25 protein-coding genes are annotated in these 26,071 nt (G+C 32.5%); 11 read left to right on the top strand and 14 right to left on the bottom strand.

What is annotated here, in order from left to right; translation table 11 throughout:
- Nucleotides 1-62 precede the first annotated feature (62 nt).
- The 12 genes from ftsA to Q4586_RS11470 are packed head-to-tail and all read right to left on the bottom strand — an operon-like array spanning nt 63 to nt 13,494.
- Nucleotides 63-1,406, bottom strand: a complete 1,344-nt coding sequence (ftsA, locus tag Q4586_RS11525; RefSeq protein WP_068701317.1) for a cell division protein FtsA — start codon at nt 1,404-1,406, stop codon at nt 63-65.
- Nucleotides 1,396-2,133: a cell division protein FtsQ/DivIB gene (locus Q4586_RS11520; protein WP_303529100.1), complete on the bottom strand. Its 738-nt coding sequence runs from the start codon at nt 2,131-2,133 to the stop codon at nt 1,396-1,398. Before Q4586_RS11520 ends, ftsA begins: the two co-directional genes overlap by 11 nt.
- A gap of 2 nt (nt 2,134-2,135) precedes the next feature.
- Complete coding sequence (gene murC / locus Q4586_RS11515; protein WP_303529099.1) at nt 2,136-3,482, bottom strand: UDP-N-acetylmuramate--L-alanine ligase; 1,347 nt, start codon at nt 3,480-3,482, stop codon at nt 2,136-2,138.
- On the bottom strand, nt 3,482-4,573 hold the full coding sequence (murG, locus tag Q4586_RS11510; RefSeq protein WP_303529098.1) for an undecaprenyldiphospho-muramoylpentapeptide beta-N-acetylglucosaminyltransferase: 1,092 nt from the start codon (nt 4,571-4,573) through the stop codon (nt 3,482-3,484). The genes murC and murG overlap by 1 nt, the downstream gene beginning before the upstream one ends.
- On the bottom strand, nt 4,557-5,747 hold the full coding sequence (locus tag Q4586_RS11505; RefSeq protein ID WP_068701325.1) for an FtsW/RodA/SpoVE family cell cycle protein: 1,191 nt from the start codon (nt 5,745-5,747) through the stop codon (nt 4,557-4,559). Before Q4586_RS11505 ends, murG begins: the two co-directional genes overlap by 17 nt.
- A gap of 17 nt (nt 5,748-5,764) precedes the next feature.
- Nucleotides 5,765-7,099 carry a UDP-N-acetylmuramoyl-L-alanine--D-glutamate ligase gene (gene murD / locus Q4586_RS11500; protein ID WP_303529097.1) on the bottom strand — a complete coding sequence of 445 codons (1,335 nt, stop codon included), beginning with the start codon at nt 7,097-7,099 and terminating at the stop codon, nt 5,765-5,767.
- Nucleotide 7,100: 1 nt separating this feature from the next.
- Complete coding sequence (gene mraY, locus Q4586_RS11495) at nt 7,101-8,327, bottom strand: phospho-N-acetylmuramoyl-pentapeptide-transferase (protein ID WP_068701329.1); 1,227 nt, start codon at nt 8,325-8,327, stop codon at nt 7,101-7,103.
- A 1-nt stretch (nt 8,328) separates the two neighbouring features.
- The gene (locus tag Q4586_RS11490; protein ID WP_303529094.1) at nt 8,329-9,795 is read right to left on the bottom strand and encodes a UDP-N-acetylmuramoyl-L-alanyl-D-glutamate--2,6-diaminopimelate ligase; all 1,467 of its coding nucleotides are present in this window, start codon (nt 9,793-9,795) and stop codon (nt 8,329-8,331) included.
- On the bottom strand, nt 9,796-11,808 hold the full coding sequence (locus tag Q4586_RS11485; RefSeq protein WP_303529092.1) for a penicillin-binding protein: 2,013 nt from the start codon (nt 11,806-11,808) through the stop codon (nt 9,796-9,798).
- Nucleotides 11,809-11,814: 6 nt separating this feature from the next.
- Nucleotides 11,815-12,144 carry an FtsL-like putative cell division protein gene (locus Q4586_RS11480; protein ID WP_068701335.1) on the bottom strand — a complete coding sequence of 110 codons (330 nt, stop codon included), beginning with the start codon at nt 12,142-12,144 and terminating at the stop codon, nt 11,815-11,817.
- Nucleotides 12,144-13,040, bottom strand: a complete 897-nt coding sequence (rsmH, locus tag Q4586_RS11475; protein WP_068701337.1) for a 16S rRNA (cytosine(1402)-N(4))-methyltransferase RsmH — start codon at nt 13,038-13,040, stop codon at nt 12,144-12,146. Before rsmH ends, Q4586_RS11480 begins: the two co-directional genes overlap by 1 nt.
- Nucleotides 13,027-13,494, bottom strand: a complete 468-nt coding sequence (locus Q4586_RS11470; protein WP_068701339.1) for a division/cell wall cluster transcriptional repressor MraZ — start codon at nt 13,492-13,494, stop codon at nt 13,027-13,029. Before Q4586_RS11470 ends, rsmH begins: the two co-directional genes overlap by 14 nt.
- A gap of 203 nt (nt 13,495-13,697) precedes the next feature.
- On the opposite strand from Q4586_RS11470, the gene Q4586_RS11465 reads away from it, so the two are divergent.
- The 6 genes from Q4586_RS11465 to Q4586_RS11440 are packed head-to-tail and all read left to right on the top strand — an operon-like array spanning nt 13,698 to nt 18,317.
- The gene (locus Q4586_RS11465; RefSeq protein WP_303529090.1) at nt 13,698-14,462 is read left to right on the top strand and encodes an alpha/beta fold hydrolase; all 765 of its coding nucleotides are present in this window, start codon (nt 13,698-13,700) and stop codon (nt 14,460-14,462) included.
- A 27-nt stretch (nt 14,463-14,489) separates the two neighbouring features.
- Nucleotides 14,490-15,101 carry a ribosome biogenesis GTP-binding protein YihA/YsxC gene (gene yihA / locus Q4586_RS11460; protein WP_303529089.1) on the top strand — a complete coding sequence of 204 codons (612 nt, stop codon included), beginning with the start codon at nt 14,490-14,492 and terminating at the stop codon, nt 15,099-15,101.
- Between the two features lie 32 nt (nt 15,102-15,133).
- Entirely contained in the window at nt 15,134-15,820 is a 687-nt protein-coding gene (locus Q4586_RS11455) for an RluA family pseudouridine synthase (RefSeq protein ID WP_068701345.1), read from the top strand.
- Between the two features lie 57 nt (nt 15,821-15,877).
- Nucleotides 15,878-17,251 carry an aldehyde dehydrogenase gene (locus Q4586_RS11450; RefSeq protein ID WP_303529087.1) on the top strand — a complete coding sequence of 458 codons (1,374 nt, stop codon included), beginning with the start codon at nt 15,878-15,880 and terminating at the stop codon, nt 17,249-17,251.
- Between the two features lie 42 nt (nt 17,252-17,293).
- Nucleotides 17,294-18,028 carry a nitroreductase family protein gene (locus tag Q4586_RS11445; protein WP_068701349.1) on the top strand — a complete coding sequence of 245 codons (735 nt, stop codon included), beginning with the start codon at nt 17,294-17,296 and terminating at the stop codon, nt 18,026-18,028.
- 4 nt (nt 18,029-18,032) lie between these two features.
- The gene (locus tag Q4586_RS11440; protein WP_141677633.1) at nt 18,033-18,317 is read left to right on the top strand and encodes a hypothetical protein; all 285 of its coding nucleotides are present in this window, start codon (nt 18,033-18,035) and stop codon (nt 18,315-18,317) included.
- Nucleotides 18,318-18,382: 65 nt separating this feature from the next.
- Here the strand turns inward: Q4586_RS11440 and Q4586_RS11435 are convergent, their stop codons facing one another.
- On the bottom strand, nt 18,383-20,770 hold the full coding sequence (locus tag Q4586_RS11435; RefSeq protein ID WP_068701353.1) for a penicillin acylase family protein: 2,388 nt from the start codon (nt 20,768-20,770) through the stop codon (nt 18,383-18,385).
- Nucleotides 20,771-20,922: 152 nt separating this feature from the next.
- On the opposite strand from Q4586_RS11435, the gene Q4586_RS11430 reads away from it, so the two are divergent.
- The 4 genes from Q4586_RS11430 to galE all read left to right on the top strand — a co-directional run bounded on the left by Q4586_RS11430 (nt 20,923) and on the right by galE (nt 24,339).
- Nucleotides 20,923-21,555: an arsenate-mycothiol transferase ArsC gene (locus tag Q4586_RS11430; RefSeq protein ID WP_068701355.1), complete on the top strand. Its 633-nt coding sequence runs from the start codon at nt 20,923-20,925 to the stop codon at nt 21,553-21,555.
- 220 nt (nt 21,556-21,775) lie between these two features.
- The gene (locus tag Q4586_RS11425; RefSeq protein WP_068701357.1) at nt 21,776-22,900 is read left to right on the top strand and encodes a DegT/DnrJ/EryC1/StrS family aminotransferase; all 1,125 of its coding nucleotides are present in this window, start codon (nt 21,776-21,778) and stop codon (nt 22,898-22,900) included.
- Between the two features lie 12 nt (nt 22,901-22,912).
- Entirely contained in the window at nt 22,913-23,323 is a 411-nt protein-coding gene (locus Q4586_RS11420) for a hypothetical protein (RefSeq protein WP_068701359.1), read from the top strand.
- A gap of 5 nt (nt 23,324-23,328) precedes the next feature.
- Nucleotides 23,329-24,339, top strand: a complete 1,011-nt coding sequence (gene galE / locus Q4586_RS11415; protein WP_068701360.1) for a UDP-glucose 4-epimerase GalE — start codon at nt 23,329-23,331, stop codon at nt 24,337-24,339.
- A gap of 69 nt (nt 24,340-24,408) precedes the next feature.
- Here galE and fabD read toward each other — a convergent pair whose 3' ends face one another.
- The gene (gene fabD / locus Q4586_RS11410; protein ID WP_068701362.1) at nt 24,409-25,296 is read right to left on the bottom strand and encodes an ACP S-malonyltransferase; all 888 of its coding nucleotides are present in this window, start codon (nt 25,294-25,296) and stop codon (nt 24,409-24,411) included.
- A gap of 74 nt (nt 25,297-25,370) precedes the next feature.
- On the opposite strand from fabD, the gene Q4586_RS11405 reads away from it, so the two are divergent.
- Nucleotides 25,371-26,066, top strand: coding sequence for a queuosine precursor transporter (locus Q4586_RS11405; protein WP_068701364.1), 696 nt, complete (start codon nt 25,371-25,373; stop codon nt 26,064-26,066).
- The last annotated feature ends 5 nt before the right edge of the window (nt 26,067-26,071 follow it).

The raw sequence follows: 26,071 nt of genomic DNA, 5'->3' as shown, positions 1-26,071 counted from the left end.
TTTTATTCACTTTACTCTCCTTTCTCAGGGGACAAAAAAGGATTAATTTTATTTAATATTCTTTATTCTGCGTTGTCTAAAAATTCTTTAAACTTTTCAGTAAACTTATCAAAGAAAGATTTCGATTTAACTTTTCTTTCCTTTATATTTTCTTCAATTTTTGGCGCATTAGCTTCTTCTTCATCGGCTATTTTTTCCTCAATTTCTTGTTGCTGCTCCAAAACATCATCTTCTATTTCACATACATCTTTTTCTAAACCTTCCATTAATAAACCAACAGCGGTTGCGTATGAAGGACTTGATAAAACATCATCTGAATCACCTGCTAAATGCTCATTAGGGTAACCTATACGCACATCCATACCTGTAATATATTCTACTAACTGACGTAAATGTTTTAATTCAGAGCCACCTCCGGTTAATACAATTCCGGCAATTAGTTTTCCTTTTTGAGTTTCATGTCCGTAATTTTTTATTTCTAAATATACATGCTCTATAATTTCTTGTACTCTAGCATGAATTATTTTTGATAAATTTTTAAGCGTAATTTCTTTAGGCTCTCTTCCTCTTAAACCAGGTATTGAAACTATTTCTGTTTCTTTATTTTCTCCTGGCCATGCTGATCCAAATTTCACCTTTAATAATTCGGCCTGTTTTTCAATTATTGAACAACCTTCTTTTATATCGTCAGTAATTACATTTCCGCCAAAGGGAATTACGGCTGTATGACGAATAATACCATCTTTAAAAATTGCTAAATCAGTAGTACCTCCACCAATATCAATCAAAGCAACTCCTGCTTCTTTTTCTTCTTGACTTAAAACTGCTGATGATGATGCTAATGGTTCTAATGTGATGTGTGATAAATTTAAACCTGCACTTTTTACGCACCTACCAATATTTCTGATAGAAGAAACTTGCCCAACAACTACATGAAAATTAGCCTCTAATCGACCGCCGTACATTCCGATAGGTTCTTTAATATCTGACTGACTATCTACTTTAAAATCTTGCGGTAATACATGAATAATTTCCTCCCCTGGTAACATTACCAATTTGTGTACCTGCCCTACTAAACTTTCAATATCACTTTCATCAATTACTTCGTCTGACTTTGTACGGGTTATATAATCACTATGGTGTAAGCTTCTTATATGTTGCCCAGCAATACCTACAACAACACTCTCTATTGTTAACCCAGAAACACTTTGAGCTTCATCAACTGCTTGCTGTATCGACTGGATTGTTTGTGTAATATTACTTACCACTCCTCGTTTTACACCTAAACTTTTAGCTTTACCAATACCCAAAACTTCTAATTTGCCGTACTCATTTTTACGACCAATCATGGCAACAATTTTGGTAGTACCAATATCTAAACCAACTGAAATTTTATTATTCTCCATCTTGCTTTTGTTTTGTGCACACAACTTGGTTGTGGTATTTTACATTTATTGTCTTATAATTTTTAATTGTTTTATCAATCAATGCTTTGTTGTAAAAAGCTATTAACTTTTTAAATTTTACATTTACGTTTTTAAGTTTTCCGAAAATTATTTTATAATCTCCACTTCGAACCGTAAACACATATTCGTTTAAAGCATTTTTTTGGATTGCAATAATTTCTTTTTTTAAAAAATCATACGTTCCAATTATTTTTATTAGCCCTATTAATGCTGTTACATCACTGTTGTCATTTATACCAGAAACCAAAGGTACTCTTGCTGAAAAATTTTCTGACAATGGCATCTTAACACCGTACTTATCAACATAATAAGAATCTCCTTTATTAACAACACGAGCTATTGGGCTACGCTGTTTTATTAGTGTTTTTAAGACGCCATTAATTGTTAAAAAAACAGCTGCTTTTTCAACATAAGGACTTGCAGAAACATTCGCTTCTAAAAGGTGTAAATCTACCACTCTTTTTGGTTGGTTTTTAACAAATTTTTTATTTTGTATTAACAATTTATCAACCATACTGTGTGTCAAAAAGTTATTATCACCTGCAGCAAACTCTACCACTGTTTTTTTCACTTTTTTCACCTCGTTTTTACCCTTTGTAAACCCGTATAAAAAGCCTAAAAACACCAACAGTAACAGAAAAGATAAATATGTTGTTATTGTTTTCATATTTAATTTGCGTATTTTTTTTCCAGTTTGCTTTTTACTTCATCAACCAACAAACCAATATCGCCCGCACCTAACATTGTAATAATTTTTGCATCCGATTTTAGCACTTCTTCACCCAGCTTATCTTTAACCACCAACTTTTTATTATTAATCGTTAATTTATTTAATAACCAAGAAGAAGTAACTCCTGTAATAGGTAACTCTCTTGCTGGGTAAATATCTAACAACAGTACTTCATCGAATTTAGAAAGTGCTACTGCAAAATCATTTATAAAATCTTTTGTTCTACTATACAAGTGTGGTTGAAAAACCGCTAACACCTTTTCATTCGGATACATTTCACGCACTGAATGCTCTACTGCGTTTATTTCTGTTGGATGATGCGCATAATCATCAATTAACACAATGTCTTCTCTTTTTATCTTATACGAAAACCTGCGCTGAACCCCTTTAAATGTTTTTAATTGCTCTTTTATTTTTATCAATGACAATCCATAAACATCTGCCATAGCTATTGCTGCCAAAGCATTCATCATATTGTGTTTCCCTGGCAAATGAAATTCAATATTTTTTATTACTGATGTTGGTGTTTGTACATCAAAAACATATTTACCTGTGCCTACTCTTACATTAAAGGCCTTATAATCTGCTGATTCATTTACCGCATACGTCAATCCTTTTAAAGGCAAACCTTTAGCAATAATTAAAGTATCAGAAACTTTATTTGCAAAATCTCTGAATGATTGCTGTAACATTTCATTTTCACCATAAATATCTAAATGATCTGCATCCATTGATGTAACACAGGCAATATTTGGCGATAATTTTAAAAACGATCTATCAAACTCATCTGCTTCAACCACTGATATTTTGTCCTCTCCTAAAATTAGGTTAGAATTATAATTTTCTGCAAATCCTCCTAAAAAAGAAGTTGCTTTTTCAGGCTGCATTATATGTCCTAAAATTGAAGACGTTGTTGTTTTACCATGTGTACCTGCAACGGCTAAACAAAAGGTGTTTTTAGTGATTTCTCCTAAAATCTCCGCTCTTTTTAAAACTTCAAATCCGTTATTTTTAAAGTAATTTAACTCTTGATGTTCTTTCGGAACTGCTGGTGTATAAACAACCAACGTACTTTCCTTATCTAAACAAGGTAATGCTATATTTTTAACAGCATCATCGAAATGAATTTTAACCCCAATACGCTCTAATTTTTGAGTAATCGGACTCGGTGTTTTGTCATAACCAAACACTTGTTTTCCATTTACTGAAAAATAACGGGCTATAGCGCTCATTCCTATTCCTCCAATACCTATAAAATAAACGTTATGTATCGCTTTTAAATTCACTAAATAATTAATTTTTCTACCTCGTTAACTATATCAATCGTTGCATTAGGCAATGCTAATGCTTTAATATTTTTACTTAAACTCTGTTGCTTTTCTTGGTCATTTAACAACGCTTCTAGTATCGATGAAAAAGTAGTTAATTTACTTTCTTTTATCAAGATTGCACCACCTTTATCTGCAATTGACTTTGCATTTTTTGTTTGATGATCCTCAGCAACGTTAGGCGACGGAATAAAAATAGTTGGTTTACCTACTATACATAGTTCAGAAACCGAACTTGCACCAGCTCTTGAAATTATAAAATCTGCTGAAGCATATGCTAAATCCATACTATTTAAAAATTGATGCACTTGCACATTTTCTAATTCATTATATTTTTTATAATCTTCAAAATACAACTTACCGCACTGCCATATCAACTGAACATTTTGCTCTTTAAAAAATGTTAAATTTGACTCTATTAATTGATTTATTTTTCTTGCCCCTAAACTTCCTCCTAAAACTAAAATTGTTTTCTTAGCTGTATCTAAACCAAAAGCCTTTTGCCCTTCTTCAACTTTCGTATCAATACTAAGTAAATCTTGTCTAACAGGGTTTCCCGTTTTTATAATTTTCTCATTCGAAAAAAACCTTTCTAAACCATCATAAGCAACACATACTTTTATTGCTTTTTTACTCAACAATTTATTTGTTATTCCTGGAAATGAATTTTGCTCTTGCACCAAAGTCGGAACTCCCTTACTTCCCGCAACCATTAATGTTGGACCACTTGCAAAACCACCTGTACCGATTGCTACATCAGGTTTAAATTTTCTAATAATTTTGTACGCTTTCCATAAACTATTTAATAATTTTATTGGAAAAAGTAAATTTTCAACAGTTAATTTTCGTTGAATTCCTGAAATCCATAATCCTTTAATTGCATATCCCGCTTGCGGAACTTTTTCCATTTCCATTTTATCTTCTGCGCCTACAAACAAAATATTAGCCGCTGGATAACGAGATTTTATTTCGTTTGCAATTGCTATTGCTGGATAGATATGCCCTCCAGTTCCACCACCGCTTATTATAACATTAATCGATTGTTTCATGTAAAATATCTAAAGGATTATCATCTAAAATTGTTTCTTCTGTTTCATTTTTTGACGCACTTACACTTAGTATCATTCCCAGCGCAAAACATGTCATCCAAATAGAAGTACCTCCACTACTGATTAACGGCAATGTTTGTCCCGTTACCGGTAATATATTTACAGCTACCGCCATGTTAATCATCGCTTGAAAAACAATTGGTATTCCTACCCCCAACACCATTAATGTACCGAAAATAGTAGTTGCTTTTTTTGCTGTAATTAAAATTCTGAAAAGCAACATAAAATAAATAAACACTACAATTACTGCACCTACTAACCCATATTCTTCAATAATAATTGCATATATAAAATCGGAAGAGGATTGTGGTAAAAAGTTCTTTTGCACACTTTTACCTGGCCCTTTACCTACTAATCCGCCAGTAGCAATTGCTATTTTAGCTTTTTCTACTTGATAATTTTCTTTTCCATCAGATTTTGAAAACCCTTCAATCCTACTTTGCCATGTACTTACACGATTGGGCATTGCATCAGGAAATGCTTTTGCTACCAGAATAAAAAACAACAAAGAAAAAAGCCCCATTGCTAAAATATACCCTATATATTTTAATGGATACCCCCCAATAAAGGTTAATAATAAAATCATTGAAAAAATAATAGCGGTCGTTGAAAAGTTTGCTGGCAAGACTAAAACCAATACAAAAGCTATTGGCAACCATAGTTGATACAAACTTTCTTTAAAAGTTATTATTTTTTCTTTGTTTTGCGCCAGATACCTTGATACATATACCATTAACACTAATCCTGCCAAAGTAGAGGTTTGAAAACCAATACCTACAAACGGTATATGAATCCACCTACTTGCATTGGCACCACCAATAGTGGTTCCTTGCGACAATGTGAATATCAACAATAACACAACAACAGGTAACATTAAAGCAGAGCCTCCACTAAAATAGCGGTACGGAATTTTATGCACACCATAAATTACTGCAAAACCAGTAATTAGCAATACAATATGCTTTACCAAATGCCCAAATGTAGAACCGTTACCAACCACATAAACTAGGTTGGTACTTGCACTATATATTGGCATAAATGAGAAAATTGCTAACACTGCTGCAATTGCCCAAATAGCTCTATCTCCTTTAATATGTTGAAAGATGGTTTTCATCATCAATCAGAATGGTTTTATAAATTTTTAATAGCTTCTTTAAACTTCCTACCTCTATCTTCATAACTTTCAAATAGATCAAAACTAGCGCATGCTGGCGACAACAAAACAACATCTCCTTTAGCTGCTATTTTATTAGCCACCTTAACAGCTTCTTCAGCTCCTGCAGTTTCAACCAAAACATCTACTACATTACCAAATGTGGCTATAATTTTTTGGTTATCCAACCCTAAACAAACGATTGCTTTTACTTTTTCTCTTACCAATGGTAAAAGATCTGTATAATCATTTCCTTTATCAACACCTCCTACAATCCACACTGTTGGTGCATCCATACACTCTAAAGCATAAAATACTGCATTAATATTTGTAGCCTTACTATCATTTATATATTGCACTCCGTTAACTCTTTGTACGTTTTCTAAACGATGCTCAACACCTTCAAAATCTAACAAACTTTCTGCAATTGTTTCTTTTCTTGCCTGTAACAGCGTTGCTGCCATTGATGCTGCCATTGCATTTTTAGTGTTATGTTTTCCTTTTAATCCTAATTCAGAAACATTCATTAATACCTCTTCTGTTGTTAATTTCATTATTATTTTATCTTGTCTTAAAAAAACTCCGTATGCTAATTCTCTTTCAATTGAAAACGGAACTTTTTGTGCGTTAGTTTTATTTTTACTCAACCAGCCTTGTATTGCTTCATCATCTGCATCGTATATTAAAAAATCATTTACTGTTTGATTTTTAGTTATTCGAAATTTTGAAGCTATATACTTGTCATAATTATAATCATATCGATCTAAATGATCTGGCGATATATTGGTTATAATTGCTATATGTGGTTTAAAATCTATAATTCCATCTAATTGAAAACTACTTAATTCTAATACATATTCTTCATAATTTTGCTCAGCAATCAATTGCGCAAAACTATCTCCTATATTTCCACCAACACCAACATTAAAACCTGCTTTTTTAAGCACGTGACCTGTTAGCATTGTTGTGGTTGTTTTTCCGTTTGAACCTGTAATTCCGATTATATTTGCCTTGGTAAATGCCACCGCAAACTCGATTTCAGAAATTACCTGTATCTTTTGTAACCGTAATTTTTGAATTAGGTTTACCGTATCTGGAATACCTGGGCTCTTCATCACCACATCAGCATTAAAAATTTTATTTTCGGTATGCTGATTTTCTTCAAAATCAATTGCATGCTGTAAAAGAACTTTTTTATATCTTTTTGCAATACTTCCTTTGTCAGATACAAAAACATCAAAACCCTTTTGTTTTGCTAAAATTGCAGTACCCACTCCGCTTTCTCCACCACCAAGAACCACTAACCTTTTCATTTTATCGTAATTTTAAGGTTACAATTGTTAATACTGCCAATAAGATTCCAACAATCCAAAAACGGGTAACTATTTTACTTTCATGATAATTTAGTTTCTGATAATGATGATGTAAAGGAGCCATTTTAAAAATTCTTTTTCCTTCGCCAAAGCGTTTTTTTGTGTATTTAAAATAGAACACTTGAAGGATTACTGATAAATTTTCAATTACAAAAACCCCTGCTAAAATTGGCAACAGTAATTCTTTACGAATAGCAATTGCAATAACTGCAATAATTCCACCAATAGTTAAACTACCCGTATCTCCCATAAAAACCTGAGCAGGGAATGTATTGTACCACAAAAACCCTATTAAAGCTCCCGCAAAAGCGAAAATAAACACTGTCATTTCACCAGAATTAGGGATGTACATTACATCCAAATAATCTGCGAAAATGATATTTCCTGATACCCAAGCAAATATTGCTAGTGCGATAACCATAATTGCAGAGGTACCTGCCGCTAAACCATCAATACCATCTGTTAAATTTGCCCCATTTGATATTCCGGTAACAATAAAAACAACAACGAATATGAAAATAATCCATCCATATTTTTCATAACCATCACCTAAAAAGCTAAATGCTTTAGCATAATCTAATTCGTTATTTTTTAAAAAAGGTACTGTCGTTTTAGTTGATTTGTGAGCTTCGCCAAACACTTTTACTTTTCCGTTTACTTGTGTTATTTGTTGCGTTGCTGGCAACTGTTCTTTAATTGTTACATCTGGATGAAAATACAACATAGACCCTACGATTACTCCTAACCCAACTTGCCCTAAAACTTTAAATTTACCTTTTAAACCTGCTTTATCTTTTTTAAAGACTTTTATATAATCATCAGTAAACCCTATTAATCCCATCCATACTGTAGTAATTAATAAAATAACGATATAAATGTTTTCTAATTTCGCCAACAAAAGTACCGGTACCAGGGTTGCTAATATTATAATTACACCTCCCATTGTAGGAGTTCCTGCTTTTTGTACCTGCCCTATTAAACCTAAATCTCTTACGGTTTCGCCAATTTGTTGTTTCCTTAAAAAGTTAATAATCTTTTTTCCGAATATGGTTGAAATCAATAATGAAAGAATAAATGCAATTGCTGCTCTAAATGTAATAAACTGAAACACACTTGCTCCTGTAAGATTAAATTCACTTTCTAAATATTGAAATATATAATACAGCATTTTATGAGTTTTTTAATTGTTTGAAACAGTTTACCACTTCTTCTAAATCATCAAAATGATGTTTTACACCATTTATTTCTTGATAATTTTCATGTCCTTTTCCCGCTATCAAGATAATATCTCCTGTTATCGCCATTTTACAGGCTGTTTTTATAGCCTGCTTTCTATTTAAAATAGCTATTGTTTTTTTATAATTTTCGGCCGACACACCAACTTCCATCTCATCAATAATTAACTGCGCATCTTCAGTTCTTGGATTATCTGAAGTGAAAATTGCCTGATTACTTAATTGCGCAGCAATCATTGCCATTTTTGGGCGTTTTGTTTTATCTCTATCGCCACCACACCCTACAACGGTAATTACATTTTCATTACCTGTACGAATATCATTTATGGTTTGCAGCACGTTTTTAAGTGCATCAGGAGTATGAGCGTAATCTACAACTGCAGTTACACCATCTTCTGAAACAGTATATTGAAAACGACCATCCACACTCTCTAACTCACTTATAAGTCGTAAGGTTTCTAATTTTTCTAAGCCTAATAAATTTGCTACACCGTAAATAGCTAACAAATTAGACGCATTAAATTCACCTATCAATTTTGTCCAAACCTCAACGCCATTTATTGTTAACAAACTTCCTGAAAAACGTTTTTCTAAAACTTTTGCTTTATAGTCACCTACTGTTTTTAACGCAAATGTTTGCTTATTAGCTTTGGTATTCTGCAACATTATTTGTCCGTTTTTATCATCTAAATTCACCAACGCAAAAGCTGATTTTGGCAACGAATCAAAAAACGATTTTTTTACATCTCTATATTCTGCAAACGACTTATGATAATCTAAATGATCGTGTGATAGATTTGTAAAAACTCCGCCAACAAAGTGTAACCCTTCGGTACGCTTTTGATGGATTCCATGAGAACTAACCTCCATAAAACAATACTCAATACCTGCATCAACCATTAATGATAAATACTTATTGATTGCTAAAGAATTTGGAGTCGTATGTGTTGCTGCATGAACATTATCACCAACCATTATCTTAACGGTTGACAACAAACCAACTTTGTATCCTGCTTTTTTAAATAATTGATACAAAAGAGTTGTAATTGTTGTTTTTCCGTTTGTTCCGGTAACACCTACTAACTGTAATTTTGTTGCTGGATTTTCATAATAATTAGCCGCCATAACTGCTAACGCCTCATTAGAATCCTTTACTTGAACATAAGTTATTCCTACTTTTTTATTTTCAGGAATATTTTCACAAACAACTACAGTAGCTCCTAAACTCAATGCTTTTTCTATAAACTGATGCCCATCAACCGTAACTCCTTTTTGCGCGACAAACAAGTCGTTATTCTGAACCAACCTGCTATCAAACTGAATATTACAAATATCCACATCAGTGTTTCCGTAAATTGCGTTTACAGCTACCTTATATAATATGTTTTTTAAATTTTTCAATTATGCCATTTTTAAATAAACTACTGTCCCTTTCTTCATCTTCATCCCTTTATCTACTGACTGCTCAATTACTTTTCCCATTCCAGAAAATCGAACTTTTAACCCCATGTTTTCTAACAAAGCCACGGCATCCATACCACTCATACCAACTACTCTAGGCATAATTGTTTTATATTTTCTTAACTTACTATAATAATCTTGATAACTCTTATCAATACTCTTTGAAGTTATTTTATCTGACACCAACTGATTATTTACCGGAGTTGTTGTGTAAATTTTCTGAGCAATATCTTTAAATATTGGCGCTGCTGCAATTGCACCGTAATACCCTTTTTCTTTCTTAGGACTATGCACAACCACAATGCATGAATATTTAGGATTATTCGCAGGAAAAAAACCTGCAAAAGAGGCTACATATTTTTTATTTGAATAATGACCATACACCGTTTTACCATTTTTATCCTTATGCTTAGGAATCCATTTTTTTGCAGTTCCTGTTTTTCCAGCCATTGAAAAATTTGAAGAATACACATTTTTTGCAGTTCCATTTTGCACTGTATTCTCCATCACTTTTCGCACTTTATTTATAGTTGTTTGAGATGCTATTTTATCCTTTAACACCACCGTTCCGAAACGCTCTTCAACTTTTCCACCAACCCTTAACTCTTTAACAAAATAAGGTTTCACTAATTTTCCATTATTAGCAACCGCATTGTAAAAAGCTAGTGTTTGCAACGGAGTTAAATGAATACCATACCCCCACGCCATCCATTCTAATGAAATTGGGCTCCAACTTTTTTCTGAAGGGTTTGGAATATACGGCTTCCCTTCTCCTTTTATTTTTACCCCTGTTAACTCATCCAACCCAAATGATTTAATTCGTTTAATAAATTTCTTTGGATTTTTATCATAGTGCTTTTGAATTGTTTTTACAATTCCAACATTTGACGAAACTTCAAAAACTCGTGCTAAAGATATTTTACCATGACCACCTACCTTACTATCCTCTATCTTTCTATTGTTTATAAATATTTTCCCTTTTTCACAATCAACAACATCAGACGTGTCCGCAACTTTATCTTCTAAAGCAGCCATTAAACTTGCCAACTTAAAAGTAGACCCTGGTTCGTGACTTTCCCAGACCGCATAATTCCTTTTTTCGTAATATTTCCCTTTTGATGTTCTTCCTAAATTAGCAATCGCTTTCACCTCACCTGTTTCAACCTCCATCACAACTGCACAACCATGATCAGCCTCTAAATACTCTAATCTACTCAACAAAGCATGATGCGTAATATCCTGAATATTTACATCAATAGTTGTTATAACATCGCTACCATCAATTGGCTCTTTTTCATTTACATCATTAATTGGTCGCCACTGCCCTTTTGCAATTTTTTGTTTTAATCGCCAACCGTTTTCACCCTCCATATACTCAGCAAATGCACCTTCAATACCTGCACCTCCTTTTTTATTATCATACCCAATAGTTCTTGCAGCTATCTTACCTATAGGATGCACTCGAACGGTACTTTGCTCTGCTATAAACCCACCTCGATATATCCCTTCTTTAAAAATCGGAAACTCGCGCATTTTCATACAATCGTTATACCCTACATTACGAGCAATTAACAAATAACGATTTTTTTGTTTTTTTGCTTGTCTTATCTTTTTTTGATAATAATTTGCTGATTTCCCTAACATATTAGACAACGCTTCAGAAAGCGCTCTAATATTTTTTTCAAAAACTTCTGATTGAACCACCATTACATCCATACGAATGGTGTATTTAGACATTGAAGTAGCTAACAAATTACCATCTGCAGCGTACACATTACCTCGATTAGCAAAAATCGTGTCATTTTTTACCGTTTTTTCCTGAGATAACTTCCGATACTTATCACCGTCAACATACTGAAGATTAAAAACCCTAAAAATAATAACCACAAAGAAAAGCGTCATTAAAACCACAACTACATAGAGCTTGCTTAATATACTTTTCTTTATTACCATTTTTATCTATTCTTTTTTAATTGTTATTTTTATTTTTTGAGGTGGTTTTTCAGCAGGAAACAAACCTTTTACTTTTACTTTTTTTCTAATAGTACTTTCCAACCTCATTTTTGTTAACGTAGTACTCGTATCAAAATCCTCTGCCCGCAAAGCTCTTTTTTGACTATTTAGAGCTGCTATTTTCACAACCTTTGCATCTAACCTATGCGAACTCGAAATCATAATTAGCAACAATACAACCACGAAAATTAATATCCGCCAATTATTAAAAGAGCTATCATCTGTTAAAAACCGCCCCTTTAAAATATCGTAAATTCCTTTTTTAACCTTCGACATTATTTTAATGTTGCTATTCGCAATTTTGCACTCCGCGCCCTATTATTCGTTTTAACTTCTTCTTGCGTAGGAATAATCATTTTTCCTATTTTTTTTAACGGAACACTGATATTTCCATAAAAATCCTTTTCTGGCTCACCACTAAACAAGCCTGTTCTAATAAAACGTTTCACCAATCGATCTTCTAAAGAATGATACGAAATAACACTTAACCTACCCTCACCACTCAACAAACCAGGCATTTGCTCTAAAAACTCCTTTAACACCTCCAACTCCTGATTCACCTCAATTCTTACTGCTTGAAATATTTGCGCTAATATTTTGTGCTCTTTTGCCTGCGGAAGAAACTGCCTTAACACCTCTTTCAACTGAAAACTCGTCTCTATCTGCTCAACCTCTCTAGCTTCGACTATTTTTTTTGACAACGCTCGTGCATTTCGCAACTCCCCATACAAAAACAATACATCCGCTAATTTTTCTTCACTATATTTATTGATAATTTTTTTTGCCGACAAATCAGACTTCTGATCCATTCGCATATCTAAATCAGCATCAAAACGAGTAGAAAACCCTCTTTCAGCCTCATCAAACTGATGCGAAGACACTCCTAAATCAGCCAAAACCCCATCTACCTTTCTCACACCATAAAAACGCAAAAACCTTGTAATGAATCTAAAATTCTCACCAATCAACACAAAGCGATCATCGTCTATTTTATTTTGTTGCGCATCAGGATCCTGATCAAAAGCAAATAACCTTCCTTTCTCACCCAACCTACTCAATATCTCTCTCGAATGACCACCGCCACCAAAAGTTACATCAACATACACACCATCTTCTTTAATATTGAGCGCATCTACACTTTCTTTTAACAAAACAGGACTATGATAACTCATCTATATCTGTATTACCCATCACCTCTTCCGCCAAATCAGCAAAATCAACAACAGTATCATCAATTACTTTCTCATACTTCTCTTTATCCCAAATTTCAATAATCGCCCCCACAGATGAAAACACCACATGCTTTTCAATACCCGCAAACTGACACAAATCTTTTGGAATTAAAACCCTACCTGACGCATCTACATCAACCATTTTTACACCCGCAGTAAACCGCCTAATAAAATCATTATTCTTTTTTACAAACCGATTTAACTTATTAACCTTAGCCATCATCAAGTTCCACTCCTGCATCGGATACAACTCTAAACACGGATGAAAAACAGAACGCTTAACAACAAAACCATCTTGCAATACTGACGACAACTGCTTCTTAAAGACAGATGACATCATCACCCTCCCTTTAGCATCTGCCTTACACTCGTATGTTCCAATTAAATTTATCACGTTAAACACTCGTAGTTTGCATCAAAAATAAAAAATATTTACCACATTTTACCACATTTTACCACATTGTTGATAAGTTTTAAAATTATAGCTAAAAAACTGATAACAAGTATATTTAACAACGACAACAGTACACGAATAATAAAAATGACCATTTAACAAAAAAAGGCTACATTTGTCGTTACGTCAAATCCCATACATTAATGACTAATTTTTTAAAGAAAGAAGGCAATTTTACATATGCAGAGGCAGGAGAAGGAAGAGCATTAATCGTGTTACACGGTTTAATGGGTGCTCTTAGTAATTTTGATGAAACTTTTAAACATTTCTCAAAAAAAGGTTACCACGTTTTAATTCCTGAACTACCTTTATACACACTCCCTTTACTAAAAACAAATGTTAAAAATTTAGCAAGTTTTTTGCATGATTTTATTGCATACAAAGAACTAAAAGACGTAGTTCTTTTAGGAAATTCTTTAGGTGGACATATCGCATTATATTACACAAAACACTACCCCGAAGATGTAGGCGCTTTGGTTTTAACAGGAAGCTCAGGGTTGTATGAAAAATCAATGGGCGATAGTTACCCTAAAAGAGGTAATTATGAATACATTGAAACAAAAGCACAAGAGGTGTTTTATGACCCTAAAATAGCCACAAAAGAACTTGTTGACGACATTTATAGCATTGTAAATGACAGAGTTAAAGCCTTAAAAACTTTATCAATTGCAAAAAGCGCTATACGCCACAACATGGCTAATGATCTACCCAACATGCACCAACCAACATGTCTTATTTGGGGAAAACAAGATGGTGTAACACCTCCTGAGGTAGCTGATGATTTTCACAAACTATTACCCGATTCTGATTTATTTTGGATCGATAAATGTGGGCATGCCGCTATGATGGAAACACCAAAAGAATTTAATACAATTTTAGAAAACTGGTTTTCTAAACGAAATATATAACAGCACAAATAGCTTAATATCTTATTTATGAAAATAAAATCTGCTGATTTTGTGATGAGTAACAGTAATGTTACGAAAGCACCTAAAGACAGGATACCTGAATATGCTTTTATAGGTCGCTCTAATGTAGGTAAATCTTCGCTAATCAATATGCTGATGGCACGTAAAGATTTAGCAAAGATTTCTGGAAAACCCGGTAAAACACAACTTATTAATCACTTTAAAATAAATCAAGAGTGGTTTTTGGTAGATTTACCCGGATATGGTTACGCACAAGTTTCAAAAAAGAAAAGAACCATTTTTCAGTTTTTTATCGAGAATTATTTCAAAGAACGCGAACAATTGGTATGTACTTTTGTTTTGATTGACTCTCGTCATGATCCTCAAAAAATAGACCTAGAATTTATGCAGTTTTTAGGCGAAAATCAAATTCCTTTTTGTATCGTTTTTACCAAAGCAGACAAGCTAGGAAGCTCTAAATTAAATAAACAAATTACTTCTTACAAAAAGAAATTATTACAACATTGGGAAACACTTCCAATGTCATTTATCACCTCTTCCTCTAATGGATTAGGACGTGATGAATTTTTAAATTTTATTGATGGAGTAAATCAAGATGTAGCTAAAGATTTTGAATAATTTTTCGATATAACTCGAAAATATTTTACAGTATGTATTCTACCAAAAAAAACTTACAAGTTTTACATGAAGACAACCATATAATTGTTGTTAACAAAAGAGCAGGTGATATTGTTCAAGGTGATAAAACTGGAGACAAACCACTCTCTGATGTTGTTAAAGAATACATTAAAGAAAAATACAATAAACCTGGAGCTGTTTATTTAGGCACTGTTCACCGCTTAGACAGACCAACTTCGGGCATAGTAATTTACGCACGTACTTCAAAAGCCTTAGAGCGCTTAAACAAAATGCTTCGTGAAAAAACAATTAAAAAAACATATTGGGCTGTTGTAAAAAACCCACCAAAAAAAACTTCAGATACTTTAATTAATTTCTTAAAAAAGAATCCGAAAAACAATAAATCAACCGCCTACTCAAAAGAAATTGATGGCAGCAAAAAAGCCATTCTACATTATCAAGTTCTTAAAAAACTAGACAATTATTCTTTATTAGAAATCGACTTAGAAACCGGGCGCCATCACCAAATTCGAGTGCAATTATCAAACATTGGAGCAACTATAAAAGGGGATTTAAAATATGGTGCAAAAAGAAGCAACAAAGATGGCAGTATTCACTTACATGCTCGTAAAATAGAATTTACCCATCCTGTGAGCAAAGAATTAATAAAAATAAATGCTCCGACTCCAAAAGAATCCATTTGGGACGCTTGTTTATAACATTACAACTACGTTAAAAAATTCAGTTAATTTTGTATCTTTAGGGAAATTTAAAGCATGAATATTCCTGAACTATTACAAGGTCAAAAAAACTTTTTCGCCAACCAACAAACCAAAGATATTTCTTTTAGAAAAAACGCTTTAAAAAAACTTCAAAAAGAACTTATAAAAAGAGAAAACGATATCATAAAGGCATTGCATAATGATTTTAAAAAATCAGAATATGAAGCCGTAATGACAGAAACCTCAATTGTACTAGCCGAATTAAAAATGGTTATAAAAAACATACACGCTTGGGCTAAACCTAAACGTGTTTTACCATCTCTTTTAAACTTTCCATCCACAGCCAAAATACACAAAGAACCCTACGGAAACACTTTAATTATTGCTCCTTGGAACTATCCGTATCAATTGGCATTTGCGCCACTTATAGGAGCCATAGCTGCTGGAAATACAGCAACACTAAAACCCTCTGAATTAACACCACATACCAGTAAAATAACTAGAGAAATTGTAGCAACTGTTTTTGACAAAAACCACGTTTCAGTAATAGAAGGAGGTGTTTCAGTTTCTCAAGAATTATTAGCACAACGCTGGGATTATATTTTTTTTACAGGAAGTGTACCTGTAGGTAAAATTGTTGCCAAAGCTGCTGCTGAACATTTAACCCCAGTTACTTTAGAATTAGGTGGAAAAAGCCCTTGCATTATTGATGAAACAGCCAATATAAAACTCACTGCTAAACGATTAGTTTGGGGAAAATTTATCAATGGTGGACAAACCTGTATCGCTCCAGATTATTTATTAATTCATAAATCAGTAAAAGAAAAATTCATCACCTATTTTAAAGATGAAATTAAAAATGCATACGGTGAAAACCCTAAAAAATCAGAAGATTATCCACGTATTGTTAATACAAAAAATTTTGACAGACTCGCTTTAATGCTTGAAAATGAAAATTGTATTATTGGCGGACAAACTGATAGAACAGAAGATTACATTGCGCCAACTTTAATTGATGAACCTAGTTTAGATAGCCAAGTAATGAAAGGGGAAATTTTTGGCCCAATTTTACCGATAATTTCTTACGAAAACGAAGCCGATTTTGATGCTGTAATCCAGAAATACGACAAACCTTTAGCACTGTATGTTTTTACTACTCGAAATCATTTTGCAAAAAAAATGATTACTAAATACTCTTTTGGAGGCGGAACAATTAATGACACCACTGTTCATTTTGCAAATCACAGACTACCATTTGGTGGAGTTGGTGAAAGCGGTATTGGAAGTTATCATGGAAAACAAACTTTTGATGTGTTTTCTCACAAAAAAGGAGTAGTTACAAGGGGTAATTGGCTTGACATCCCTACAAGATACGCTCCGTATACAGGAAAATTAAAACAGTTAAAAATTTTAATGAAAATTTCTTAAAACATATCTATCAGATTTAACAATTAGCACAAAAATATTTCAATGAGCAAAAAAACTGTATCAGAAGCAATAAATTACCGTAGATCCGTAAGGGTTTATGATGCTGAAAAACCTATTAAAGCATCTATCGTAAAAAAATGTTTACAACAAGCAAGTTTAGCTCCTACTAGCAGTAATATGCAATTATGGGAGTTTCAACACATTACCGACAAAGAAATCATTAATAAAATTGCACCACTTTGTTTTAATCAAAACGCAGCAAAAACCGCACAACAACTAGTTGTTTTTGTTACTAGAAAAGATTTATGGCGAAAAAGAGCAAAAGCAAATTTATCAAATATCGATACTAATTTTGGCAAGGGTAATCCGAAAAACAAACAAAGTAGTAGAGAAAAATTTGCTCGTAATTATTATGAAAAGATTATACCTTTTGCTTATTTTGACCTTTTCAAAATCGTTGGTTTTTTTAAATATTTATTAATTTTAATTACAGGAATATTTAAACCTATTTACAGGGAAGTTCGTAACAGCGACATGCGAATTGTAGCTCATAAAACCTGCGGACTTGCAGCGCAAACTTTTATGCTGTCGATGGCTGCCGAAGGGTATGATACTTGCCCTATGGAAGGCTCTGACACTTGGCGTGTAAAACGCTTATTAAACATACCGAGAAATGCAGAAATAAACATGATTGTTAGTTGCGGAATTAGAAAACCAGAAGGTGTTTATGGCGAGCGTTTTAGAGTTCCTTTTGATGAAATTTATAAAGAAGTGTAAAAGCATGACACGTAAAAAAACTACGTTTATTTTTACTGGAATTACAATCATCTTAATTAGCATTCTTATACTTTCTTTTAATCTACTGACAAAATTTAATCATTTAAATCAGAATAAAACTGAAGAAATTATAGAAAAGCATCAAGAATGGATGCAACAAATAATTACGAGTACAGATACTATTTCTATTTTATCAAAACAACAAATAGATTCTATAAACAACATTAATGCAAAACAAGATAGTTTACTTAAAAAAGAGCAACTTAACAGCTTACCTAAAACTAAATAATAACATTTTACAAATCTTAATAACTTAAATCCTCAAATTAAATGATAATTTGAGGATTTTTAAAATTATTTTTTAGGTAAAAACACTAATTTGTTTTTACTTACTTTATTAATATCTTCCTCTTTTAACTTCATTTTCACAAACTTCCCATCTACATACTTTTGCGCCTGATCTTTATAATGTTCACTAAAAACATTACCCGATTGCCCTGTTGGTAAAATAGCAATACTATTTTCTAAATCAGAAAAATCTATAATTCTACGAGTTGACGGACCTGCAGTAATTTTGTAAACACCCGTACTATCAATATTATAAATTTGATTGTTAATCACTTGATCTCCACCACGAGTTCTAAAAGGCCCTACATTAAAAAGACTTCGTAAAACACCACCCGCTTTCCCTATCGGATGCTCATATTCAACAGAAGCAACGCGGTTCCACTTCCAATCTTCTACATTTTCACCTAATTGATATTTTAACGAAGAAAATGCCTTTTTAAACGATTTGGTAATAATATCTTCTTTTGTTTCAATTTTTTCAGATGTTGTTACGTCATCCCACCAAACAGATTTTTCTCTTTTTGCTTGAACAGGTAAAACCTTTTCTATTAACGGTGTATTTTCAAGTTGAGCATATCCTTTACCCATTTCATCTTTAAAAGTATTTTTTTGAAACTCATAAATAACTCGATTATAAATTACAGGACCAACCTCGTCTTTTCCATAAAATCCACTCCAGTTTTTAAGAATTGTTACGGCTTTTTTATCACTTACAGAAAAAGTAGAAAAATCTAAGGATTTTAGTAAATCCTTCACCACTCTAGGTGCTGTTGGCGATGTTACATCATAAATCATTGTAGCAACATCTTCTTTTGTCCAATCATTTTTTGGAGTTAATAAATCTACAATTCTTTTGGCTCTATCTTCTGATAAATAATATCCCGGATATAAAACACCCGCAATAGAATCTGGCTGATTATTTGCGGAATACACATAATTCAAACTAGGGTTAATAGCTTGTGGGTTATCTTCAAAATCAAGCCATTCTTTAATTTCATCCTTACCAGAAGCCCCGTTTAAAATTAGCTTTGTATTTAAGTCATCTCGGTATTTGTACAGTTTTCCTGAAGCAAACCAAGCAATATTATTTTTTGCATCACCATACATTATGTTTAAACCTGGGGCATGTAACTTACTTGCTCCATTTTTAAAATCTGACAGTGATTTTGCGTGCGACATTTGATAAGAAACATCTAATAACTGATTGTTCAACTTGGTGTAAATCCATTGCATAGCAATAGGTCGTTCATCATCAATAAAATCAATCAACCCATTCATTACAGGACCATGTTTACTAACTTTTATTTGATAAGTAGTATCCGCTGCATTTTTTATCTTAATTGTTTTATCAATTAATTTATATTTTTGATACCCTGCTGGTGTTTTATACTCAAGCGGATTGTTTGGGTTGTTTTGTTCGTAATAAAAATCAACATCATCGTTTTCAAACATTGTTAATCCGTAAGCATATTCTTTATTATGTCCTAACAACGGAAACGGAGTTAACGCTAAATTAAATCCGTAAATTTCGTAATTTGGTGTTTTTATGTGTGATTGATACCAAACGGAAGGTTGCGAAAACCCAATATGCGGATCGTTTGCAAAAATTACTTTTCCGTTTTTTGTTTTTTCTGGACCTAACACCCAAGAATTACTCCCTATAAAAGGTGAAATTGGTAATTTATCTAACAACGTGTTCATTGCCTGTGCAAAATTTGCTTTTACCTCAGGGTTTTTCTCATTTTTAATTAAGGTCAGATTTTCAAAGTTAGCACCATTTAACTCGTTAAAATAAGCATCGCCTAGTTTTTCTTTTACTTCGGTTAACATCGGATCCGTTTTATGCGCCACAGCAAAACTAAATGCCATATATCCAAACACATTATATACATCTTTTATCGTATATTTTTCTTTATCAAGCCCAACCAAATAAAATTCTAGCGGCGTAGCTCCTTCATCAATAAATTGATTAATTCCACTTAAATATGCCTGTGTTAGTTTATATGCTTCCGTATTTTTATCTAAATTTTGAATCGTTTTCTCAGCAGCCTCCTCAATACCTAACCCAGAGAAAAATTTATCTGTACGCACCAAATCCTTACCGAAAACCTCCGCTAATCTTCCTGCTGAAATTCTACGAATCAATTCCATTTGCCACAACCTATCTTGCGCATGTACATACCCCAAAGCTATATATGCATCTTGCTGATTTTTTGCTTTTATGTGCGGCACACCTACATCATCATACTGCACAGTAACTTTATCTGAAATATTAGCTAACTGCAATTCACCACTATAAGTAGGATGTAATGTTTTAATAAAAATCCAGCCACTTATTATTAGCAATGCAACAATAATAAAAGTTATTTTAAGTATTTTTTTTAGCAATTTCATTTAAGTTTGATTTTTTTCAAAGATAGCCGAAATATAATTTAAATTTCTCCTATAGCCACCAGAAAGTAAAACGATTAACTTCTAATAAAATATTCTTTTGACAAACAAAACATTAATCGTAATATTGCAATATAATAATAAAACAACTAGAAATGTCAATAACACCACCAACATTATTTAAACCGATAAAAAAGTTTATTAACGAATTAGACACGCTAACGATTACCAATGACCGAAAAGCTGTTTTACAACCGTTAACTGATTATATTCAGTCTAAAATAGATAATAATCAAAAAATACGATTAAACTTTATTTGCACGCATAACTCTCGCAGAAGTCACTTATCGCAAGTTTGGGCACAAGTAATGGCTAATTATTTTAGTATTAAAAACGTTGTTTGTTATTCGGGCGGAACAGAAGCTACTGCCTTGTTTCCGTTGGTAGCCGAAACACTTAAAAACTCAGGATTTGAAATTAACACGCTTTCAAAAAACAACAATCCTGTTTATAGTATTAAATACAGCGAAAACGAACACCCTATTATTGGTTTTTCTAAAAAATTAGATAGTGATTTTAATCCAAAATCAGCGTTTGCTGCTATCATGACCTGCTCACAAGCAGATGGTGGCTGCCCTTTTATTGCTGGTGCCGAAAAACGAATTCCAATAACTTTTGAAGATCCGAAAGCATTTGACAACACCCCACTTCAAGCAGAGAAATACCTAGAAAGAAGTATCCAAATTGCTACAGAAATGCAGTATGTTTTTTCGCAGATAAAATTATAAAATCACAAAATTTTCATTTTTGTATTTTTAATAAAAATTCGCTTTTAAAAAGCTATAAGTATCATTTTTTGTTACCTAGCTATATAGTATCTTTACAGTCATGTTTTTATTAAAACATAATCGTACAACATTTGTTGGTAAATTGTAGTTTCTTACCACAATACTATATATCTAAACCAATAAATAAGAATAACTTAATCGTTAAAATATAATTTTAGAGATGAAAAAAATTCAGATGGTAGACCTACAAGGTCAATATGCAAAAATAAAACCTCAAGTAAATAAAGCTTTCGAAAACGTTTTAGATACAGCTTATTATATTGGTGGACCAGAAGTTAAAGGTTTTGGAAGCGATTTAGAAAACTATTTAGATGTAAAACATGTAATTCCGTGTGCAAACGGGACAGATGCTTTACAGATAGCTATGATGGGGCTAGGTTTGGAGCAAGGTGACGAAGTAATCACTGTCGATTTTACGTTTGCTGCCACTGTTGAAGTTATTGCGCTATTAAAATTAACCCCTGTTTTGGTTGATGTTGAGCCAGACACATTTAATATTGATATTGAAGCTTTAAAAAAGGCGATTACTCCAAAAACAAAAGCCATTGTTCCTGTACATTTATTTGGTCAATGTGCCAATATGGAAGCCGTAATGGAAATTGCTAAAGAACATAACCTTTTTGTTATTGAAGATAATGCACAAGCAATTGGTGCTGATTACACTTTTTCTGATGGAACAAAAAAGAAGTCAGGAACTATTGGAAACGTAGGAACAACCTCTTTTTTCCCTTCTAAAAACTTAGGATGCTATGGTGATGGTGGCGCTATTTTTACCAATGATGATGATTTAGCACATACTATTAGAGGAATTGTAAACCACGGAATGTATAAACGTTACTACCATGATGTAGTTGGAGTAAACTCTCGTTTAGATAGTTTACAAGCTGCTGTTTTACAAATAAAATTACCTTTATTAGATGGTTTTTGTGATGCTCGTAGAAAAGCTGCGATGTATTATACCGAAGCTTTTGCTACTAATTCAAATATTATTACACCAGCAATTAGTGTTTTTTCAACCCATGTTTTTCATCAATATACGCTAAAAATCACCAATGGAAAACGAGATGCATTACATCAACACTTATTAGATAATAACATTCCGAACGCTATTTATTATCCAGTGCCATTACATGCCCAAAAAGCATATCAAGATGAGCGTTATAATGAAGCCGATTTTAAAGTTACTAATCAATTAATTGATGAAGTAATTTCGTTACCAATGCATACCGAATTAGACGAAGAACAATTGGCTTTTATCACCAAAACTATTTTAGATTTTGTTTAAAATAAACCAACGATGCTTCAAAAAATAAAAACACTTAAAATAATTCACTTGGCTTTAGTTGGCGGAGTAACATTAGCTTACTTCTTAATAGGAGATTTTGAAAATATTTTAAATTTACAAATTGACAACGCTTCTCTTATTTACTCTTTTATCCCGGCGCTTGCTTATGTGCTGAGTAATTTTGTTTTTAGAAATGCTTTAAACAAAATAACCAAAGATTCAACTAATGATGAAAAGTTTGCCATATATCAAACGGCGTCAATTATTAAGTGGGCAATACTAGAAGGAGCTTGTTTTTTGATTCTTTTGTTAAAACCTGATTTTATTCTATTTGGAGTAATTCTTTTATTTTACCTGATTCTTTTAGCACCTAAAGAAGATAAAATTTTTCAACTTTTAAAAATTAAAAATTCCAACCTTTAAAAATTATGAAAAAGATACTAGTTACTGGCGGACTTGGTTTTATAGGCTCGCATACTGTAGTTGAACTACAAAACAAAGGTTTTGAAGTTATTATTATTGATGACCTATCCAACTCAAAAATTGATGTTTTAGATAAAATTACCGCTATCACAGGAATTAAACCAGCTTTTCATCAAATTGATTTACGTAATAAACAAGATGTTAAAAACTTTTTTGATGCAAACATTATTGATGGAATCATTCATTTTGCAGCCTTTAAAGCTGTGGGAGAAAGCGTTGATAATCCGTTAGATTATTACGAAAACAATATTGGTAGTTTAGTCTATTTATTACAAGAAATAAGAAACCGAAAATTAAATAATTTTATCTTTAGCTCATCATGCACAGTATATGGGCAAGCAGATGAATTACCAATTACAGAAAATGCTCCAACAAAACCAGCAGAGTCTCCTTATGGAAACACCAAACAAATTGGTGAAGAAATTATAAAAGAAAGTTGTAATGCTCATAATTTTAACGCAATAGCATTACGTTATTTTAACCCTGTAGGAGCACACGATAGTATTAAAATTGGCGAACTACCATTGGGAGTTCCGCAAAATTTAATTCCGTTTGTAACCCAAACAGCAGCAGGAATTAGAAAGGAGTTATCTGTTTTTGGTGATGATTATCCAACACCAGATGGAACCGCGATTAGAGATTATATTCATGTAGTAGATTTAGCCAAAGCACATATTGCTGCTTTAAGCAGATTATTAAACAAGAAAAACAATGCAAATTTTGAGTTTTTTAATGTTGGTACAGGTACAGGAAGTTCTGTTTTAGAGGTAATTAAATCTTTTGAAAAAGTAACAGGCAAAAAATTAAATTATAAAATTGTTGGTAGACGCGCAGGAGATATAACATCTGCTTATGCTGATACTACTATTGCCAACAAAGAATTAAACTGGAAAACAGAAAAAACCTTAGACGAAGCTTTGTTATCATCATGGCAATGGCAAGAAAATCAACACTAAAATTATTTTATGATAAAAATCCCGCTAAAATGTTTAGCGGGATTTTTTATACTTTTCAACAACTGTAAATTAAGCCTCAATACTAGCTCCGCTAGCTGCAACACTTCGATCTATTTTACGCATTAGACCTTGTAACACTTTACCAGGACCTACCTCTACAAATTCAGTTCCTCCATCTGCAATCATTGCTTGTACACATTGCGTCCATTTTACAGGAGCTGTTAATTGTGCAATTAAATTTTCTTTAATTTCTGCTGGATTCGTAACCGCCTTTGCTACTACGTTTTGATATACCGGACAAGTTGGCTCACTAAAAGTAGTTTCCTCTATTGCTTTAGCTAATTCTTCACGAGCTGGCTCCATCATTGGCGAATGAAAAGCTCCTCCAACTGGTAAAACTAAAGCTCTTCTTGCTCCTTTTTCAGTTAAAACCTCACAAGCCTTTTCTATCGCTTCAACTTCTCCTGAAATCACTAATTGACCTGGGCAATTGTAATTAGCTGCAACCACTACACCTTCTATTTCAGCACAAGTATCTTCCACTATTTTATCTTCTAACCCTAAAACCGCAGCCATTGTAGAAGGTGCAATTTCACATGCTTTTTGCATTGCCAAAGCTCTTTTTGAAACCAATGTTAATCCATCTTCAAAAGATAAAACTCCATTTGCCACTAAAGCCGATAACTCGCCTAAAGAATGACCTGCTACCATTTCTGGTTTAAAATCATCTCCTAAAACTTTTGCTAAAATTACTGAATGTAAAAATATTGCTGGTTGTGTAACTTTTGTTTGTTTTAAGGCTTCAGGAGTTCCTTCAAACATTACATCTGTAATGCTAAAACCTAATATATCGTTAGCTTTTTCAAAAAGTTCTTGAGCTAATGGTGATTTTTCATATAAATCTAATCCCATTCCTGTAAACTGTGCTCCTTGACCTGGAAAAATATATGCTTTCATCTTTTTTATGTTGTTTGTTTAATGCTGCAAACATACACATTTTTAAAATCATTATTAATTAGTAATTTCGTTGTATGACTCAACAATTAAAAAATCAAGCGCAACTTATTTATTTAGTGTTAGCTGCTTTATTTATTGCTTCATTAGTAACCTCTAATTTAATTTTTCAGAAATTTTTTTATTGGGAACCTTTTGGTTTATACCGTTTTGAAATTTCAGTGGGTATTTTACCCTATCCGTTAACTTTTTTAATTACTGATATTTTATCTGAAATTTACGGAAAGAAAAAAGCCAACCAAGTAGTTATTGCTGGAATTTTTGCCTCGTTTTTTTCAATGTTAATTATTTTAATGGCTGATTATGTTCCGGCAATAAACAACTCACCTGTAAATAACAACATATTTTCTACCGTTTTTGGGTTATCTCCTTTGGCTGTGTTAGCCTCAATGTTAGCCTATTTATTTGCACAATTTATTGATATTAGAATTTTTCATTTTTGGAAAAAGTTAACCAATGGAAAACACTTATGGCTTCGTAATAATTTTTCTACTTTTTTTTCTCAATTTATAGATACTTTTACTGTTTTATTTCTCTTATCTTCTTTTAAAATATTACCATGGAGTATTTTCACAAACTTGTTAATTAGTGGTTTTTTATTTAAAATTATTGTGGCTGCTATAGATACTCCTGTTTTATACTTGATTGTTTTTTGGTTTCGAAAAAAATTCAACTTAAAAGTTGGTCAAGAAATAACTACTTTTGATACTTAAATAAA

It is taken from the genome of Tenacibaculum soleae (assembly GCF_030549005.1).
Taxonomy (GTDB): domain Bacteria; phylum Bacteroidota; class Bacteroidia; order Flavobacteriales; family Flavobacteriaceae; genus Polaribacter; species Polaribacter soleae.
This window is presented reverse-complemented; position numbering and strand designations above follow the sequence as displayed.